This is a genomic window from Paenibacillus sp. ACRRY, assembly GCF_022346995.1.
GTDB lineage: Bacteria > Bacillota > Bacilli > Paenibacillales > Paenibacillaceae > Paenibacillus.
In genome coordinates this window covers 1,429,550-1,447,083 of sequence record NZ_JAKRNM010000001.1, presented here as the reverse complement: position 1 = coordinate 1,447,083, position 17,534 = coordinate 1,429,550, and the positions used below count along the sequence as shown (strand labels likewise).

Sequence of the window (17,534 nt, the reverse complement as noted above, 5' to 3'; positions counted from 1 at the left end):
AACAATGAGAACGGAACAGATTACCAGTGACGTTACGATTGTCGGGGGCGGGCTCTCAGGTATCTGTGCTGCCATCGCGGCGGCGAGATTGGGGAGTACGGTGTCACTAATTAATAACCGGCCAGTGCTTGGCGGTAATTCAAGCAGTGAAGTAAGGGTTTGGGTTTGCGGAGCAACAGCACATGGAACGAATCGGTATGCCCGGGAGACGGGCATCATGGGAGAGTTGTTCCTGGAGAATCAGTATCGCAATCCGGAAGGCAATCCCTATTTGTGGGACCTGGTTCTTATGGAAGCCGTTCGAGCAGAAGAGCGGATCACCCTGTTTCTGAATACGGATGTACACGAGGTGGAGGCGGATGGATCGGAGGAAGACCGTCATATCCGTTCGGTAACGGGGTGGATGATGGGATCGGAACGGCGCATTCGTTTTGAAAGTCCGGTGTTTCTTGATTGTTCAGGAGACGGCCTAGTCGGATTTCTGGCTGGAGCTCGCTATCGTCTGGGCCGTGAGGCGGCACATGAATATGGAGAAGAGTGGGCACCTGAGACGGCTGATCAGATAACGCTGGGAAGTACGCTGCTATTTTACACACAGGATGCAGGTAGACCTGTCCGATTCGTGCCTCCGTCCTTTGCCAAGAACATTGAGGAAACGCCCATTCCAATCAAACGTGTCATTCGCAGCGGTGATTCAGGCTGTCATTATTGGTGGATCGAATGGGGAGGGGAACTGGACACGGTTCACGAGAACGAACGGATCCGGGACGAACTCTGGTCGGTCATTTATGGCATCTGGGATTATATTAAGAATTCAGGACAGTTTGATGCAGAAACGATGACACTGGAGTGGGTGGGTTCTATTCCGGGCAAAAGAGAATACAGACGTTTTGTAGGAGATTATGTACTCAATCAAAATGATATTCTTGCTCAGGAGCCTTTTGCCGACCGGATTGCTTTTGGCGGGTGGTCCATTGATCTGCATCCACCGCAGGGCATGTACGCCGAAGCCAGCGGTTCCAAGCATATGCATGCCGACGGCATCTATCATATTCCTTATCGCTCACTGTATTCGGTGAATGTGTCGAACCTGCTCTTTGCGGGAAGAAATGTAAGTGCTTCACATGTGGCTTTTGGAACGACAAGAGTTATGGCTACCTGTGCAGTAATGGGTGAAGCCGCGGGAACTGCTGCTGCGCTCTGTGCAGCCAAGGGGGTATCGCCACGCTTGATCTATAGCCAGCATCTGGAGGAATTGCAGCAGACGCTGCTGCGACAGGATGCATCGATTATCGGTGTGCGAAATGAAGACGGTCAGGATTTGGCCCCTAGGGCTGCAGTTATCGCATCCACATTCTGTAGAACGATTCAAGTTACCCAACCGGATACATCATATGTACTGGAGAGAGACGTCGGAATTATTTTTCCTGTTGATCCTTCGCTTCAGGGGATGGAGTTACTGGTATCGGCAGAGGAAGATACAGAGCTCCAAGTAGAACTTTGGGATACAGGGCGGGAGGAGAACTACGTTCCAGCAAAACAGATTACCGAAACGACCATTCCTGTAGCTCAGGGTGAAGAGCAATGGCTTCATGTCAACATCCAATGGGAGCCTGTCCACTCGCAGAATGCATTTGTTGTAATCAGACAGAATGACAGGATTAGACTCTATCAATCCAGTCAGCAAGTATCCGGTGTGTTGGCTTTTGAGAAGGGGGCTGCCCCGCACGCGGTCGCTTCCCTGGAGGATCATGATGAGTCTCAGCCCGTTGTTGCCTGGAGCATGAAGGCACTGAACCGCAAGCCATTTTGTTTTAAAATCACAGGGAAGACGGATTCCTATCTGCCGGAAAAAGTAATCGATGGCTATAAACGCGCTTATGGCGGTCCTCATTCCTGGATGTCTCTTCCTCTGAATGAGAACGAGAATGGGGAAGCCTGGGTGGAGTTGAAATGGGAAAATGCGGTGTCTATCCGTGAGATTCTTCTGACGTGGAATGATGATGTGAATGAAGATCTCATTAATCTGCATCATCACCTGACTCCATTCGAGATCATTCCGGAGCTCGTAAAAGCGTACCGAATTGAGGCAGAGGTGGAAGGCAAACGGGTTCTGGTTGAATCCGTGAAGGACAATCGCAGACGTACTAACCGTATTGCGTTGAAGAACCTTGTATCGACAAGTAATTTGCGCATCATCATTGAGGAGACCAATGGAGGTTCCTGTGCCGAGTTGATTGAAGTCCGTGTATATTCCTAAAAAAAGGCAGCGCCGTCGGCGCTGCCCTTTCATTTTACATTTGTCTCGAATGGAATGGGTTAGAGCAGATTCATGGAATTACTTTTTTACATGGAAGACGGCTGTAGACAGCAGCATTAATTCTACAATCTGAGTACTCATATATTGAGGAGTGGTGGGGAAGTCCTCTTCAATCCAGCGAATCAACAGTCCAGCAACGCCATGCGCCCGGTAGATAAACAGCCATTTCGGATCAATCCGTGATCCTTCCTCCAGTTCATATTCATATTCAGCGACAAACAGTTCTTCGATCGTCTTCGCCAGTTGGTAGCGAAAATCAACCTGGATATGGTCACTGAGCAGCAGCTTATATATAGAAGCATGTTCTTTCAAGTACAGAAACAACGTGATGTCCTCGGTGTGCATTTCTTTCAGGTTTACTCTCGTTATGTACCGATAGGGATACTTGATTTGATTAACAAATTCTTCGAGAACCTCCTGAATAATTTCACCTAGCAGATCCTCTTTGGTTGCAAAATTGGCATAGAATGTTCCCCGATTATAGCTCGCTTCCCTTACAATCTCCGAAATGGAGATCTGATGAAAAGGCTTATCCTGAAGTAAACGCAAAAACGTATGTTTAATATCGGATTTGGAGCGCAGAATGCGCTTGTCCAGCTGCACGGTCATCTTATATTCACCTCTATTATAGTATGGTTGAATTGTCATAATGACGCAACTTAATGAACAGAATGTCATGTTCTGTACATTAACATACAGTTAAGGGCATATTACGGATTGAATAAGGGTAATGATATGGATATATTGAGGATTGTTTAGAATTCATATTAAATTGGAGGTATTCATAATGACATTTCCCGTTTTGGAAGGAAAAGTAGCAATCGTAACAGGTGCAGCCATGGGCATGGGCGAAGCAACAGCCAAACTGTTTGCAGCAGCCAAAGCCAAAGTCGTGGTAGCGGATTTTAACGAAGAAAAGGGACAAGCTGTTGTAGAAGCAATCCGTGCGGAAGGCGGTGAATCCGCTTTCGTGAAAGTGGATATTTCCAAATCCGAAGAAGTACAGGCTATGGTTAAATTTGCAGTGGATACGTACGGACAACTGGATGTGGCTGTGAACAATGCCGCCCTTACTCCGGATGATAAACCAGCAGCGGAATTCGACGAAGCCTACTGGCACCGCCTGATGTCGGTTGACCTGACAGGTACTGCGCTCTGCATGAAATATGAGCTTCAGCAGATGCTTAAACAAGGCAAGGGCGGATCCATTATTAACATTTCGTCCGTGAGCGGGTTCCGTCCTCAACCAAACAACATCGCTTATGTTGCTGCCAAACACGGTGTTGTCGGCATGACCAAAGTTGCCGCTATGGAAAATGGACCGCACAATATTCGTGTCAACACGGTTGCTCCAGGCGCAATCGACACGCCGATGCTGCGTGGTGCACTGGATCAATTCGGCTTCACGGCAGAAGAGTATGCACCGCAGCTCAGTTTGCTGAATCGTTTTGGACAACCTGACGAGATAGCTCAAGCAAGTCTGTGGCTGGCATCCGATGCTTCTTCTTACGTGACTGGCACAACAATTCATGCCGATGCAGGATACACATCGCGTTAAAAGATTCCTGTTCGCTAACTGGTCGTTAGAGCTGGGGAGCAAGAATCACTTTCATGATTCATTTCATTAGCTAAGTTTCTCATTGCTATTTAAAAAGTCGTTTCCTGCGTGGACGTAAGTACCTACTTGCACGCGGAAACGACTTTTTGGCTTGAGCAATAGTTATATTATGTGTTCCTTAGGAATCTGCCTTCACAATGGTCGAATTCAAATTACCTGTCAGTCGCTGCGGCGGGTATACCATACGAACTGGAGCGATAATGATTGCAGCAAAGAGTGCTTTGATCAGATCTCCGATAATGTAAGGATAGAAACCTTGAATCATGGCTTCCGGAAGAGACATTTTATAGGCATAAGCCAGCCAAGGTACGCCTGAGACATAGATCAGCAGCGATCCGAACAGTTCAAACACGATAAATGCCAGTACATAACCGCCGATTCCTCTCAGCTTGATTCGTGCCAGCAGCAATCCAATGAGCAGGGCGGCGAAAGGCCACATGATGACGTATCCGCCTGTTGGACCCAGAAGTACGGCGAGGCCGCCAGCCCCGTGCAGAAGCGGGAACCCGAGAGCCGTCAAAATAACGACGAGAGCAATACTTAGAAAACCGTATAACGGGCCCAGTAATCCTCCCGCCAGCATGACGGCAAGCGTCTGCAGCGTAATGGGGACGGGTGAGAAACCGATGGGAATACTTATGTAACCAAAAAGAACGAGTATAGCTGCCATGAGTGCACTGAATACAATACCACGTAAAGATAACTTCATGATTGAACAATCCTTTCGATTTTGGTAATCTTATTGTTAACCAAAACAAGAAACGGTGGTTAACGATTTGGATCGTACCACAAAAGAAGCAAAAGGGAAAGGACCAAATTTCGATGCAGGACGTTATGCCTTTAATTAAACTAGAACATGCACGAGTCCATTATGCGGCCGAATCCGGCCAAGTTCGCAAGGCAGTCGATGGGGTTTCCCTGAACGTATATCCCGGGGAATGGATTAGTATTGTGGGAGCCAATGGCAGCGGGAAAAGTACACTGGCCGCAGTGCTAATCGGCTTCACACAACTATCAGGCGGAACTAGACAGGCGGCTCCTGGGCTTGCCGTTCGCGGAGTGCTTCAGCAGCCAGATGCGCAGGTGCTTGGAGATACGATTGAGGAAGAATTTCATTTTAGTCTGTCGCCGTTCGTTGATTCCGTAGAGGAACAATTACGGCGTAGAGAAGACGCTTTACATATGGTAGGCCTTCAATATTCCCCGGACACAGCCATATCTCGCCTGTCTGGCGGCCAAAAGCAGCTGCTTAATATTGCGGTAGCATTGGCCTCAAGGCCGGATGTACTCGTTCTGGATGAACCTACAGCTATGCTGGATCCGGGAGCGAGAGAGCGAATAGAATCCATTGTGGAATCAGTCGTCCGGCAAGGAACCGCAGTTATCTGGATTACGCATCACTTGGAAGAAGCAACTCTAAGCAACCGGATTATGGCGATGGAACAAGGACACAGTGTATATGATGGGGTACCATCGTCATTTTTCTATGGAGGTACGGTCGAGACTACCCCGGCAACCATGGCTGAGGGACGCACACCCTGTGAGCGACTGAGACTGGACCCACCCTTTACAGTAAAAACAGCTCTCCTTCTCAAACAGCAAGGGTTCTTGAATCAAGCCGCCACACCACTCAGGCCGGAACAACTGGTGAAGGAGGCTGCTCGATGACTATTGGACTAGATCACGTAACCGTAGAAGCGCCTGAATCCGGAACGAAGGCACTTTTGCAGGACATTTCCGTTCAGTTTAACAGCGGTGAGATAACCCTGTTATTAGGCTGTACAGGATCCGGTAAAACCACTTTATTGCAGACCATAGCAGGTCTTAAACTGCCAAGTACTGGTCATATTACTTTGAACGGTGAACCATTTTGGCAAAATGGCAAAGTACCAAGGTCTATTTTGCTGCAGATGGGATTGGTGTTCCAGTTTCCCGAGCAGCAGTTATTTGCCCGAAGCATTCAACAGGAATTCTCGTACTCGCTTCGCCCGTACCCACTATCGGAAGAGCAAAAGAAACGCCAGATGACCGAGTCGCTTGTACAATGGGATCCGCCAACGGATCCAGCTGAGATGAAGCAGCGCTTCAATCCGGATAGATCTCCTTTTGCGCTGAGCGGGGGTGAACGAAGAAGGCTCGGCCTCGCACTCGGGACGGCAACGAAGCCTGAGTGGCTGCTGCTTGATGAACCGAGCGCCGGATTGGAAGCACAGAGCGTTTTGCTTCTGCTTGACGTGCTTGAACGGCACCGAGATGCAGGTAAGGGAGCGGTTGTGGCCACGCACGACCTGGATACATTTTTGCCGGTTGCGGATCGTGTTCTATTGCTGCGAGAAGGGCAGTTGATTGCGGATCTTACACCGAGAGAACTCCATTTGCAACCCGAACTCCTGGAGAAGGCTGAGATTGGGTTGCCGCCTTCTATGCGGCTTGCCCAGCAATTTAGAGCGGCTGGCATTGATTTGCCCACGGCATTGACGCCAGAGGAGATGGCTGCAGGTATTGCTCAGTCCCCATTTAATGCGTCGGATAAACTTTACCAGCGGGAAGAGCAGACAAGTGTGCCAGAGACAAGTGAAGGGAGCCAGCAAGACTCTGCAAAAACGGAGCGTTCCATTGAAGCTCAAGAGGTACTTCCACCCAAAGACCTTTACCGTAACATGGACCCACGTCTCAAATGGCTGCTGTACATTCTGCTCGTGACTGCAGCGATGCTGCAGCACCGCTGGATTGGGTTGTCCCTCACACTGATACCGGTCATTTTGGCGCTAAGTGTATTGCCTCGTCAGACTCTGGCAGGCTGCGTGAAGTTAATGAAGCCCTTATTACTGTTCTTCATCATATCTACAGCGTTATCTGGAACCACGCTTGATGCAGAAGGAGGGAGTTTACGATTCGGTTTTTCCTTGCTGCAGGCGGAGGCAACTCTCCTGAATGTGTATCGTTTGTTTATCGTTACTTTGGCGAGTCTCTGGTTTTCCCTTACCACGCCTTATGGCCGAATGGTAGAAGGGTTAAACTGGGTACTGGGCATAGGTAAAAAAATCAGGCTGCCCGTTGCTTCGTTTGCACTTGCCGTTTCATTGATCTTCCGGTTTATCCCGATGATCTGGAGCGAGTGGCAGCGGTTCTCCCTTATTGTCCGGTCTCGCGGTAAAGCTGCCCTGAAACCCAATACGGTTCGGGTCCGGGACCTGGGACCGATGGTTATCCCTTTATTAATGTCGTTATTGCAGCGAGCAGAAGATATGACGATTGCCATGGAAATGCGGAAAGTGCGAGAAAATCCCATGCTGGGCGTACGTTCCACCCTGTTGGTATGGTCCAAAAGGGATACGATCATCTGTGGTATAGGCCTTATTGTTTTTGTTTTGTTCATATCGATACGTAAGTGATGACGAGAGAGCACAGCACAGATTCCTCCCATGAATCAAGGCATGAAACGCAGTGTTTTCCAGTGATTATGCATAATTAATATGGTTTTCGCTCAAAATAGACGTGCTTTGGATACCTCAAAGCGGATATGGAGGGACGAACGATGAAGGATAAATTTTTGCAGGAAGAGCGGAGTGAATATACCGATCTGTCTACGGTGGAGTCGCAGCGGAATGATCTGGCACTGGAGGAGTTTCCGGAAGGTCCTTACGGCTCATCGTTACTGTCAGAATCACTTGGAAAGAGTTCTCCGTGGCGAGTGGATCAGCGATCCGCACATCGGTTTGACTATGAGAACCACGAGCTCCATGAAGGGGAAGTACGAGATTATCCAGGTCAGGATGTCTTCGACGAATCGGTTCCTGATCGCGTGACGAAGCCCCAATACTCGGAATAATCGGAGTGTTTCATCGTATATAAAAATAAATCACAGTCTCCTGGCAGAATGTTTTGCTTGGGGGCTGTTTGGCGTGCACTCATGGAAAAAGATCTACCACAGATTCCACAATTTGGGTTATCATAGCTTTAGTTCAACAGATGGTGAGTACAAGGGAAATGGGGATGAAGAAATGAGAGAGATTGACTATAGTCAGTACTTTTGGCAGGATGAGCTGATCCGGCTGCGTGCTCTGCGCGAGGAAGATTGGGAAGCTCATTATTATAATCGTTTTGATACATCTGCTCGTCGTCTGCTCGAATGTGCAGTAGAACTGCCGCCGACGTCTGCCGAGGCCAAACATTTTACAGAAAACTTCTCCAATTTCTCCAGTACACATGGACGCATCATGTTCTCGATTGAGGATTGGCATGGAGAGTACCTTGGGGGCGCTAACATAAACAGTATAGACGAGCGGAACGGCACATTCAGCATTGGTATTCAGGTTGACCGTGATCATCGGGGCAAAGGGGTTGGAACGCGAGCCGTTCGCATTCTGCTGAAGTATGCCTTTTTCGAGAGAAGACTGAATAAATTCAATGATAGTGTCCTTGAAGGGAACGAACCTTCAGCAGCCATGATGAGAAAGCTGGGTTGCGTTCAGGAAGGCGTACGACGCAAGGTTATATACACGAATGGCAAGTACCATGACATGATCCTGTTTGGGTTGACTAAGGAGGAGTTCATGGAGAAGGAGGGATTGGCATGAGCCCTCTATTAAATCAGATCGGTACAGTGTTTATTCCAGTCCGTAACATTGAGCGCGCGCGAGATTGGTATTGTGACATCTTGGGCTTGCCTACGGATGGCGAGATATTGTTTGGACACTTATATATCATTCCGATGAACGGAACACGGATTGTACTGGACAGCAAAATTTATGCCGAGGAGCATACCTTCAAAACGCCTGCATTCCATTTTGATACGGAAGATATTGAGGAAGCCTTTGCGTTTATGCAATCCAAAGATGTTCATATAACAACACCCATTGAGCATGATCATTGGTTTAACTTTCAGGATCCGGATGGAAACCTGTTAATGGTGTGCAAGTGTTAGCTCGTGAAATGAATAGAAGGTAAGGTGTAAAAGGGGGGAACATGAAGAAAATAATATGGATAAGCATCAGTCTGCTTGTGCTGCTCATTGCAGGTCTCAACCTTTTCTCGAATCGGATCTTCGGATATCCAACATTGGACCAGGCTGTCCAATCCAATTGGAAGACACAGGTGAAGATTGTGAATGTTGATCAGAAGAATGAGTCGGTTCTTTACCTGGACGAAACACAGTATGTATTCGCAGCCTATGAGCAAAAGCGTGGAAGATTTCATGTAAATGCGGACAGTGAGTCGGGTTGGACGGCCAGTTCAGATTTAGGTCCTGCGTTCCTCGTTGTCGCGGAGCCCAAAAACAATCGCGGAAATTTCATATGGGGTGCCTTATATTCCGACATCTCCATTGTCAAGTTTCAAATTGATTATATCAATGGAGAGACCCAGGATGTAAAAGCAATAAATAATACGTTTATCGTGAGAATGCCAGTAGCCTTTCAAAACGAATCAGAGCTTAGTCTCATGGAGACGTTCAACAATATCCATGCCATCGATGTCAATCATAAGGTGATACAGTCATGGAAACCGGAAAGTTAGTGTGGGTAAGGGATATGGAAAAGGAACATTTACGTGAGAAGTCTATCTTAACAGAGGTGATGGAATGGAAGATAAGCCTCAGCTTGTTTTGGATATAGCTGGAGTTCTGATTACGAATCTTTCCTCTTCATTTTGGCGGGAGCTCGCAGGTCATGCAGGCACGACTTTCCCTATATTCATTGAACAGCTGAGCGCTATTCGGAAAGACCTGTGGACAGGAAAATTGAAAGAGGAACAGTTCTGGATCTGGTTGCAATTGCAATACCCCAAGATAGACAAAACCTATGCGTATGAATTACTAAATCGTACGACAGAAACATTACCTGCGATACATTATCTTGAACGATGGAGTCAGCACGCTGACATACATCTGCTAAGTAATCATTGCCATGAATGGGTTAAACCGATATTGCTGACGATCGAAAAACACACCAAAAGTATTACCATTTCAAATCAGGTTGGGTTCTGCAAACCCCATAGAGAGATTTATGAAATCGTAGAATCCCATATGAACTTGAGAACTCGTATTATATTTGTGGATGATCAATCAAAAAACTTCAAACCTGCTATGCAGCTTGGATGGGAAACAGTGCTTGCAGATGAACAACATTATTGGATTGAAAAAATAGACTATATACTTACCGTAGGAGCTTAGAATTGAAAAGAATGAGTATTAAGCCAATAACCCTCTCACAGTCCCTAAGGAGCTGGGAAGGGTTATTGGTCATGCTAATGATCGAAAGTTGTCTCATACAAAGGCAGTAAAATGGTAAACGTTGTTCCGCCACCTAACTTGCTATTCACCGCAATACTCCCGCCATGTGCTTCCACAATGGAATGTGTAATGGCCAGACCAAGGCCGGCGCCGCCTTCCTTTCTGGAGCGGGAAGAGCTGGTTCGATAGAAGCGTTCAAAAATATGGGGAAGATGTTCTGGCTCAATGCCGGTGCCGTTGTCGTTTACGGTCAGTTCTGCCTTGTTATGAACAGCATATAGCGTCACAGTAATGGAACCGGATTCCGGGTGCGTGTGCTGCACCGCATTGTGGAACAAATTGAGTACCACCTGCTTCAGCTTGTGCGGCTCAGCCATGATGGATAAACCGGCAGTCAGGTCGAAGTGTACATGGCGTTCCCGTGCCATCATGTTCAGCTGTGGCTGCATCTCCAGCAGCAAATGATCCAGCTGAATAATCTCCTGTTCTTGCTTCGGAGCATGATCAAGCTTGGTTAGCATAAGCAAATCTTCAACCAGCTTGTTAATTCGAACAGACTCGCCATACATGCTGTCCAGTGCCCTATAAAGTTGTTCACTATTGGACGCTGCGCCCCGCTGGAGAACTTCAATGAATCCGTGGATGGACGTCAATGGAGTCCGCAGTTCATGGGAAGCATCGGACAGGAAACGCTGCATCTGTTCCTTGGATTCACGTTCCGCTTCAAATGATTGCTCAAGCCTTTCGAGCATGCCATTAAACGACTGCGCGAGCTGATCCACTTCCTGTTGACCCTGCGTGGCGGGAAGGCGTTCTGCCAAGCTGCCTGCATCGATCCGCTGTACGGTATCGACCATACTGGACAACGGAATCAGTGTACGGCGGAGCGTTCTGGTATAGAGAATGAGACCCGCGACCATCGCCAGAAGAGATAACATGACGAAGATGAGCAGCTGTTTGACAATCAAATCTCTTATTGGTTTCGTAGGGGTACCCATCTGAACCATGGTGAAATCCCTATTGCGTGGACCGGGCGAGGCAAAAACGATTAATTGCTCACTGCCTGTACGATCCGTCACGATCTGGTATGGAGCATGTCGTTTGTCCATTAATTGGTTCGTAATTGTTTTGTATTCGGCGGCAGTGAGTTGGGGAGCTGCCAGACCGTCTTCTTTACCGAATATATCCTCGAATGTGCCATTTTGATCGAATAGGGCAAGTGAACGATCGGGAATGTAGAGCATCCTGTTACCCGACACGCGTGCATCCGTGCCTGCCTGTCCGGCAAATGGGTTGTTGAATGATTCATTCCGCGAAGATAAGCCGAGCCAGACAGGAGGCATGGACATGATCTGCTCTTCCATCGTTTTGGCCTGATTGCGATACAGGAAGCTTTCCATAATCCAGAACTGAAAAATGCCAATTAACAAGAATAAGGCTGCAAGAATAAACAGAGAACGTGCGAGCAGCTGAGAACGGAGCGAACGGGGCCAGATCAACCGCTGCAGTCGTCCCAGTAGAGATTTGGTAGTTGATTTCCTCGAATGACTCATCAGAGATCCACTCGGTATCCAACACCCCGAAGAGTGCGAATGAGTTTGTGCTCTTTATCCCCAAGTTTGTCACGCAGTGAACGTATATAGACCTCGACAATATTTTCTTCTCCGCCAAAATCATACCCCCACACACGACTAAGAATTGTTGCCTTGCTTAGCACGATGCCGTGGTTCAGAACAATGAACTTCAATAGTTCATATTCGGTAGGGGACAACTCAAGAATCTGATTATGATACGTGATCTCCTTGCGCTGATCGTCGATTCGGAAAGGACCATGTGTTACGGCCCCAATGAGCAATGGAAACTGATTGCGCAGCCTTGCCTGAATCCGGGCGAGCAGCTCATCGAAGGCAAAGGGCTTGATCATATAATCGTCAGCACCAAGCCACAGACCTTTAACCCGATTCTCGACTTCATCCTTGGCTGTAAGCATGATGACTCCAACCTGGGCTCCGGTCTTGCGCAGTCGTTCAACCACCTCGAATCCATCCATTTCCGGCATCATGACATCCAAAATGGCCATATGCGGACGAAACTCAAGCGCAAGTTCGAGCGCTGCAGCACCATCTGGAGCTGTGCGTACATCGAAGCCCTCATTGCTCAATCCAAGCTCCAAAAATTGCAAAATATGTGGTTCATCATCGGCCAAAAGGATTTTTATCCCAGTACTTAACTTCATAAACGGGCATGCCTCCCTGTTAAATCCATTTATTGAATGCCTCCATCTTAAGGGCATTATATTGTATTATCGCTTGCCAAACTGAAAATTAGCTGAAAGGTTTGGAACTTATCCTCAGTTAACATTCAGCGGGGACTCATCCCAATTTTATTTTGGCATGTCACAATACAATCATGAAGAACGAGAAGGAGTGATTGACATTGAAACATGCCAAACGAAGGATTGATCTGGTCCTTCTGCCGATTGTCATATTGGCGGCAATTCTGAACGGATACGGGATTTGGAACGATCAATATGCCAATTCCTACTATACGACCGCCGTAGGGAGCATGCTGAGAAATTTCCACAATTTCTTCTATGCATCCCTTGATTCGGCTGGCTCGGTAACGGTAGATAAACCACCCGTCGTTTTTTGGATTCAGACGGCTTTTGCCTATGTTTTCGGATTGCATGGATGGAGTGTTATTTTGCCGCAAGTATTAGCAGGAATCGGTTCGGTACTGATCATTTATTTCATGGTAAAACCAACCTTTGGACTTGTGGCGGCACGTATTGCTGCTCTGGCCATGGCTACGGTTCCGGTTGTGGCGGCAGTAAGCCGTACCAACAATATTGACAGCATGCTGGTGTTTACGCTATTGCTCGGTTCCTGGTTTTTATTCAAAGGTACCAAGCAGGGCAGTACGTGGCGGGTCCTCGTAGCATTTGGCCTTATTGGATTAGCATTTAACATGAAAATGCTTCAAGCCTACATGATTCTTCCGGCATTTTATATCTTCTATCTGCTTGCATTCCAAGCGAAATGGAAAAAGAAGATCCTTCTGCTTATTGGTAGTACCGCAGTACTGGCAGTGGTTTCCTTATCCTGGGCAGTGACGGTCGATTCTATACCGGAGAGTCAGCGGCCTTACATCGGAAGCAGCGAAACGAATTCGGTGCTGGAGCTTGCATTTGGCTACAACGGTCTGTCCCGTCTTACAGGTCAGCAGAACAGAACCGCTGGCGCAGGCATGCCTAACATGGCAGGTGGTAGAAGCCGTGACGATGCTTCGACAGCAGCCCCGGATTCTGATTCATCAGACAACTCCGTTGCTACAGGCAACCCATCGAACGACGGTTCAACGGGTGAGATGGGTCGAATGAACGGAATGAATTTCCCACAAGGCGGACAGATGCCGAACGGCGCTGAAATGCCAAACGGAAGGAATTTCGGAGGAGGCAATGGTGGCGGAATGGGTGGCATGTTCGGCACAGGGGAGAAAGGTGTGCTTCGATTGTTCCAGACCGAATTGTCCGGGCAGGCCAGCTGGCTTCTGCCAACGGTACTGCTGGGATGCATTGCTCTCTTTGCGGGTCTCAGACGGAGAAATATTACGATGAAACATAAGGAAGCTGCGTTTTGGCTGATCTGGTTGCTTCCGGTTGCAGCGTTCTTCAGTGTGGCTGGTTTCTTCCACCAATATTACCTGATCATGCTGGCCCCGCCGGTTGCAGCTTTGACCGGAGCCGGATTTGTAGCCATGTGGCAAGCCTATCGAGAACGCAATGGCTGGCAAGCCTGGCTGCTTCCTCTTGCCGTTCTGCTTACGACGATCTTCGGCTGGTATATCATGCAGGTCTATGATGACACCATTGGTGCAGGCTGGTCGATCAGCGAATTAATTGCAGGTATTGTGATCACGCTCATCCTAATCGTGATGCTCAATCGTTCACATCAATGGAAGCAAGGAATCATTGTGGCAGGGTTTATGGTTATGCTTATTGGTCCAGTCTATTGGGCGTTCACGCCAATTACCTACGGTGGCAACAGCATGATTCCTGCGGCGGGCCCTACGGGTTCAAATGGGATATTCGGCGGCATGGGCATGGCTATGGGAGACAGACAAGGTGATCGAGACAGCGAGATGACTCCACCTAATGCTACAAGTGATTCGGATCCATCCTTCCCTGGTGCTTCTAACAGCGGAGCTGCTGATGATAATTCAAGTACAGGAACACCTCCGGCATCTGGTGGAAACATGTTTGGTGGTGGCGGGATGGGAGCTACTGGCGGACGAGGCGGAGCCGGAAACAGGAACGAAGAAGTAGATACAACAACACTGAATTATCTCAGAGAAAATAACACAGGAGAGACCTATCTTTTTGCAACGACAGATTATAACCAGGCAGCTCCTTACATCATTGATGAGAACGAGGCTGTCATTACACTCGGAGGTTTCTCCGGTTCTGATCCGGTATATACCACGGACGAACTGGAAGAGCTCGTGAAGAGCGGACAAGTGAAATACTTCATGGTTGGCGGCATGGGCGGCCGAGGAGGCAATTCGGATCTCAGCAGCTGGATCATGGAACATGGTACCGAAATTCCGACATCAGAATGGATGACAGGTACGGATAGCGGAGCTGGCTTCGGCGGACAGAGCACCCTATACGAAGTGAAGTTATAGAAATGGTTAAGTGGAACGAACCGAAATTGAAAAGGGAGGGAACGAATATGGCTCAAAAGTGCCGTTACAGCATCATTATTCCGATGTACAACGAAGAGGCAGTCATTGAAGAAACCTATCGACGTGTGAAAAAGGTTATGGGCAGTACGGGAGAAACGTATGAACTGCTGTTTGTCAACGATGGCAGTGTCGACCGAAGTGCGCAGATGATCCGTGACTACGCACGTTGGGATGACAGTGTGAAATTAATCGATTTTGCTCGCAACTTCGGTCACCAGATCGCGATTACCGCAGGGATGGATTATGCAGCAGGTGATGCAGTTGTCATTATTGATGCAGACCTTCAGGACCCTCCCGAACTGATTCTGGACATGATTGCCAAATGGAAAGAGGGCTATGAGGTAGTGTATGCCCGCCGGACCAGACGAAGCGGGGAGACCCGCTTCAAGAAATGGTCTGCAAGCATGTTTTACCGCGTACTCCGGGCCTCAACCGATACGGATATTCCAGTGGATACAGGAGATTTTCGCCTAATCGATCGCAAAGTGTGCGATGAGATGAAACGCCTTCCGGAAAAAAATCGATTTGTCCGTGGTTTGGTCAGTTGGGTTGGATTCAGACAAACTGCGATCGAATACGAACGGGATGAGCGTCTGGCAGGAGAGACCAAATATCCGCTGAAACGCATGCTGAAACTGAGTCTGGATGGCATTACTTCATTCTCGTATAAACCGCTCAAGCTTGCGGGTTACTTGGGAGCTATTCTGTCCGTAGGCGGATTCATCTACATGCTCAGCGTGATCATTTCTGCTATTTTTACCGATTCAACGATCAAAGGCTGGCCTTCCATCGTCAGCATCATGCTGATATTTAATGGATTTATTCTAATTATGCTGGGCATTCTTGGGGAGTACATTGGCCGCATCTATGATGAAACCAAGGCGAGACCCTTATACATTGTGCGTGACGTGTATCAATCTGAGAGTCAGCCCGGGCAAGTACGGTTGACAGGCAGAGTTGCTCACCATGATTAATCGGTTGGCCACAATGATCAAATTCGGGATCGTGGGTGTGATGAATACGGCGGTGGATGCATTGGTGTTTACCATGCTCGCTGCGCTGGGAACACCCGCTCTCATTGCCCAGGTCATTTCCTATAGCTGCGGGGTCTTGAACAGTTATTGGTGGAACGGACGATGGACATTCAGGGATGCACGAAGACAAGGTCCGAATAATGAATTGCTGCGTTTTGTGATTACAAATCTAATCGTCCTCGCCTTATCATCCCTGATCTTGTTTCTCTCGAACAACATACTTGACTTGAATCTGGTCATAAGCAAGGCAGCAGCGACCCTCTTGGGCATGATCCTGAACTATATCGCCAGTCGATATTGGGTTTTCCGAGTTGTGTCCGCGACAGCGCCCTATCCGAATACAGATACGAACGAAAGGAGTGTTTCATGATATGAGAATCAAAAAGGCAGTCATCCCGGCAGCCGGGCTCGGTACCCGCTTCCTGCCAGCAACCAAGGCTCAGCCCAAAGAAATGCTGCCCATTGTGGACAAACCCGCCATTCAATATATTGTTGAAGAAGCGGTTCAATCGGGTATTGAAAATATTATTATTGTGACCGGACGCAACAAAAAATCGATCGAGGATCATTTTGACAAATCGGTGGAACTGGAACACTCCCTCTATGCCAAAGGTAAACAGGATTTGCTCGAACAGGTGCAGGCGATAAGTGATATGGCCAGCATTCATTTTATCCGCCAGAAAGAACCACTGGGACTAGGGCATGCCATCGGATGTGCGCGGCAGTTTGTGGGAGAGGATCCGTTCGCTGTGCTGCTGGGGGATGATATTATGGTTTCCGATCCGCCGGCACTTGCACAGATGATTCATTTGTATGAAAAGACCGGCAGTCAGGTCGTGGGTGTACGTCAAGTGCAGCCTGCAGATGTAAGCAAATATGGAATTATCGATTCAGCGGGTGCGGAAGATCGGGTTCACCGAATTACGAATCTGGTGGAGAAACCTTCAATGGAGGAGGCACCATCAAGAACTGCGGTAATGGGACGTTATATTCTGAAACCATCGATATTTCCCATTTTGGATCGGATCGAGAGAGGCGCAGGAGGAGAATATCAATTAACCGATGCGTTAAAAGAAGTGAGTCAGTTGGAGGAGCTGCTCGCTCTTGAGCTTGAGGGCCGCCGCTACGATATTGGCAATCAGTTCGGTTACATTCAGGCTATTTTGGAGATCGGGCTCATGCGTAAGGAGCTGCAGCCAGTACTGTCCCCATACCTCAAACAGCTTGCGACGCAGTGGGGCTAAATTGCAGAATGTTTAGGCACTTCAATTAATCCGGTAAAATCTGGTGATCTAACGTATATTGCAGGCTTACTCTATTGGTAACGAATGCTTTTGTCACTAAAACGTAGTAAATAAATATCCATTTGCAGCAAATTATAAAAAATATGTTTACTTCGCAATGGTAACTTTGATATTATAATCGCAATATCAAATGCGATGAAGAGACGAGTAAATAAAAGTATTCTTTCTCAGAGAGCCCCGGCAGCTGAAAAGGGGTAAAGAATTTTTATTGAATAAAGACTCAGAGCAGCACATCGGAACTTGGCATATAAGGGATGGTGTGACAGGAGCTCCTGTTACAGAG

17 protein-coding genes and 1 other annotated feature (1 of these 18 cut by a window edge) are annotated in these 17,534 nt (G+C 48.0%); of the genes, 13 read left to right on the top strand and 4 right to left on the bottom strand.

Annotation, left to right across the window (positions count from 1 at the left end):
* The first annotated feature begins 4 nt into the window (after positions 1–4).
* Positions 5–2,260: an FAD-dependent oxidoreductase gene (locus MH144_RS06115; protein ID WP_239298395.1), complete on the top strand. Its 2,256-nt coding sequence runs from the start codon at positions 5–7 to the stop codon at positions 2,258–2,260.
* A 78-nt stretch (positions 2,261–2,338) separates the two neighbouring features.
* Here MH144_RS06115 and MH144_RS06110 read toward each other — a convergent pair whose 3' ends face one another.
* Positions 2,339–2,929, bottom strand: coding sequence for a TetR/AcrR family transcriptional regulator (locus MH144_RS06110; protein ID WP_239298393.1), 591 nt, complete (start codon positions 2,927–2,929; stop codon positions 2,339–2,341).
* A gap of 178 nt (positions 2,930–3,107) precedes the next feature.
* Between MH144_RS06110 and MH144_RS06105 the strand changes: the two genes are divergently transcribed.
* Positions 3,108–3,878, top strand: a complete 771-nt coding sequence (locus MH144_RS06105; RefSeq protein WP_239298391.1) for an SDR family NAD(P)-dependent oxidoreductase — start codon at positions 3,108–3,110, stop codon at positions 3,876–3,878.
* 178 nt (positions 3,879–4,056) lie between these two features.
* Here MH144_RS06105 and MH144_RS06100 read toward each other — a convergent pair whose 3' ends face one another.
* The gene (locus MH144_RS06100; RefSeq protein ID WP_239298389.1) at positions 4,057–4,647 is read right to left on the bottom strand and encodes a biotin transporter BioY; all 591 of its coding nucleotides are present in this window, start codon (positions 4,645–4,647) and stop codon (positions 4,057–4,059) included.
* A 125-nt stretch (positions 4,648–4,772) separates the two neighbouring features.
* On the opposite strand from MH144_RS06100, the gene MH144_RS06095 reads away from it, so the two are divergent.
* From MH144_RS06095 to MH144_RS06065, 7 genes are all read left to right on the top strand, one after another.
* On the top strand, positions 4,773–5,606 hold the full coding sequence (locus MH144_RS06095; protein ID WP_239298387.1) for an ATP-binding cassette domain-containing protein: 834 nt from the start codon (positions 4,773–4,775) through the stop codon (positions 5,604–5,606).
* Entirely contained in the window at positions 5,603–7,333 is a 1,731-nt protein-coding gene (locus MH144_RS06090) for an ATP-binding cassette domain-containing protein (RefSeq protein WP_239298385.1), read from the top strand. Before MH144_RS06095 ends, MH144_RS06090 begins: the two co-directional genes overlap by 4 nt.
* A 143-nt stretch (positions 7,334–7,476) precedes the next feature.
* Positions 7,477–7,770, top strand: a complete 294-nt coding sequence (locus MH144_RS06085; RefSeq protein ID WP_239298383.1) for a hypothetical protein — start codon at positions 7,477–7,479, stop codon at positions 7,768–7,770.
* Positions 7,771–7,843: 73 nt separating this feature from the next.
* The gene (locus MH144_RS06080; protein ID WP_239298381.1) at positions 7,844–8,518 is read left to right on the top strand and encodes a GNAT family N-acetyltransferase; all 675 of its coding nucleotides are present in this window, start codon (positions 7,844–7,846) and stop codon (positions 8,516–8,518) included.
* Positions 8,515–8,865, top strand: coding sequence for a VOC family protein (locus MH144_RS06075; protein ID WP_239298379.1), 351 nt, complete (start codon positions 8,515–8,517; stop codon positions 8,863–8,865). The genes MH144_RS06080 and MH144_RS06075 overlap by 4 nt, the downstream gene beginning before the upstream one ends.
* A 41-nt stretch (positions 8,866–8,906) precedes the next feature.
* Positions 8,907–9,455 carry a hypothetical protein gene (locus tag MH144_RS06070; RefSeq protein WP_239298377.1) on the top strand — a complete coding sequence of 183 codons (549 nt, stop codon included), beginning with the start codon at positions 8,907–8,909 and terminating at the stop codon, positions 9,453–9,455.
* 64 nt (positions 9,456–9,519) lie between these two features.
* Positions 9,520–10,110 (top strand): HAD-IA family hydrolase, encoded by a 591-nt coding sequence (locus tag MH144_RS06065; RefSeq protein WP_239298375.1) that lies wholly within the window; start codon positions 9,520–9,522, stop codon positions 10,108–10,110.
* Between the two features lie 74 nt (positions 10,111–10,184).
* Here the strand turns inward: MH144_RS06065 and MH144_RS06060 are convergent, their stop codons facing one another.
* Together MH144_RS06060 and MH144_RS06055 are read right to left on the bottom strand one after the other, a co-directional pair.
* Positions 10,185–11,723 carry a sensor histidine kinase gene (locus tag MH144_RS06060; RefSeq protein ID WP_239298373.1) on the bottom strand — a complete coding sequence of 513 codons (1,539 nt, stop codon included), beginning with the start codon at positions 11,721–11,723 and terminating at the stop codon, positions 10,185–10,187.
* On the bottom strand, positions 11,723–12,406 hold the full coding sequence (locus tag MH144_RS06055; protein ID WP_239298371.1) for a response regulator transcription factor: 684 nt from the start codon (positions 12,404–12,406) through the stop codon (positions 11,723–11,725). Before MH144_RS06055 ends, MH144_RS06060 begins: the two co-directional genes overlap by 1 nt.
* Before the next feature lie 194 nt (positions 12,407–12,600).
* On the opposite strand from MH144_RS06055, the gene MH144_RS06050 reads away from it, so the two are divergent.
* The 4 genes from MH144_RS06050 to galU are packed head-to-tail and all read left to right on the top strand — an operon-like array spanning position 12,601 to position 17,191.
* The gene (locus tag MH144_RS06050) at positions 12,601–14,853 is read left to right on the top strand and encodes a glycosyltransferase family 39 protein (protein ID WP_481857320.1); all 2,253 of its coding nucleotides are present in this window, start codon (positions 12,601–12,603) and stop codon (positions 14,851–14,853) included.
* Between the two features lie 47 nt (positions 14,854–14,900).
* Positions 14,901–15,887, top strand: a complete 987-nt coding sequence (locus MH144_RS06045) for a glycosyltransferase family 2 protein (protein ID WP_127535996.1) — start codon at positions 14,901–14,903, stop codon at positions 15,885–15,887.
* Positions 15,880–16,317, top strand: a complete 438-nt coding sequence (locus MH144_RS06040) for a GtrA family protein (RefSeq protein WP_239298367.1) — start codon at positions 15,880–15,882, stop codon at positions 16,315–16,317. The genes MH144_RS06045 and MH144_RS06040 overlap by 8 nt, the downstream gene beginning before the upstream one ends.
* Position 16,318: 1 nt before the next feature.
* Complete coding sequence (gene galU / locus MH144_RS06035; RefSeq protein WP_239298365.1) at positions 16,319–17,191, top strand: UTP--glucose-1-phosphate uridylyltransferase GalU; 873 nt, start codon at positions 16,319–16,321, stop codon at positions 17,189–17,191.
* 186 nt (positions 17,192–17,377) lie between these two features.
* Positions 17,378–17,534 (top strand) — a binding site (T-box leader); it runs 115 nt beyond the window's last position.